1 protein-coding gene is annotated in these 1363 nt (G+C 70.3%); it reads left to right on the top strand.

The window, feature by feature from the left end; genetic code table 11:
* Positions 1–53 precede the first annotated feature (53 nt).
* A protein-coding gene (locus E9565_RS21815) for an IS3 family transposase (protein ID WP_236831514.1) occupies positions 54–1336 on the top strand; the annotation gives its coding sequence in 2 pieces (ribosomal slippage) (positions 54–327 and positions 327–1336; 1284 coding nt in all).
* Positions 1337–1363 lie beyond the last annotated feature (27 nt).

The following is a 1363-nucleotide window of genomic DNA, read 5'->3' as shown; positions in this document are numbered from 1 at the left end:
TGAAGCGCCCCAGGTTCTGTGCCGCCTCCTTGTGAGTCACGGAGGATGGCGTCATGCCGAAGAAGATCGATCCGGCGCTGAGGGAGCGTGCGGTGCGGCTGGTGCGTGAGCACCGGGGCGAGTACTCCTCGACCACGGCCGCGGCGGTGGCGGTGGCCCGCCAGCTGGGGGTGGCCCGGGAGTCGGTGCGCCGCTGGGTGGCCCAGGCCGAGATCGACGACGGGGCCCGGCCGGGGACCACGTCGGAGGAGTCAGCGGAGATCAAGCGACTCAAGGCCGAGAACCGGCGGCTGCGCGAGGACAACGAGATCCTCAAGGCGGCGACGGTTTTCTTCGCCGGGGAGCTCGACCCCCGCAACCGCTGATTATGGCGTTCATCGCCGATCAAGTGGCTCAAGGCCGTGCGGTCGAGTCGATCTGCCGAGTCCTGCGTGAGCAGGGCTGTCAGGTCGCCGCGCGGACCTACCGAGAGTGGAGACGGCCATCCCGGCCGGTCGCCGACCGCATCGTCACCGACGCCCAGGTGCAGGACGCGGTGCGCGATGCCGCCTGGGCCACCAGTCCGGACGGCGTGCGCCGGCTGGCCCCCGAGGGGCTGTACGGGCGGCGGAAGATGACCGCCCACCTGCGCCGCACTGCCCTGCCGCAAGCCAGCGCCGGCGCGGTGGACCGGGCGATGCGCACCCTCGGGCTGGCCGGGGTGCGCCGGGGCAAGACGCTGCGCACGACGGTGCCGGGCAAGGACGGGACCCGGGCCGGTGACCTGCTGGATCGGAACTTCACCGCGCCGGCGCCCAACCGGGTCTGGGTGTCGGACTTCACCTATGTGCGTACCTGGGCCGGGTTCGCCTACGTTGCGTTCATCGCCGACGTCTTCGCGCAGAAGATCGTGGCCTGGCACGCGGCCACGACGAAGACGACCGACCTGGTGATGACGCCGCTGCGGATGGCGATCTGGCAGCGCTCCCGCGAGGACCGGGCCGTCGAGCCGGGCCAGTTGATCAGTCACAGCGACGCCGGCAGTCAGTACACCGCGCTGCGGTTCACCGAGCACCTGGCCCTGGAAGGCATCGCGCCCTCGATCGGCTCGGTCGGCGATGCCTACGACAACGCGCTGATGGAGAGCGTGATCGGCCTGTTCAAGACCGAGTGCGTCCGCACCACCGTCTTCCACGCCGGGCCCTACAAGGCCGTCTCCGACGTGGAGTACGCCACTGCCGGCTGGGTCGACTGGTGGAACAACCGACGTCTGCACGGCACCCTCGGAATGATCACCCCGAACGAGGCCGAGGAGGCCCACTACGCTGCCCTCATCCCGCAGGAGCAGCCCGTATGAGAGCGGCACGAAACCTGGGGCGCTTCA

The sequence above is a fragment of the Blastococcus sp. KM273129 genome (assembly GCF_021698995.1).
Taxonomy (GTDB): domain Bacteria; phylum Actinomycetota; class Actinomycetes; order Mycobacteriales; family Geodermatophilaceae; genus Blastococcus.
The sequence above is the reverse complement of the archived record's forward strand: the minus strand, read 5'-3'. Positions and strand labels throughout refer to the sequence as shown.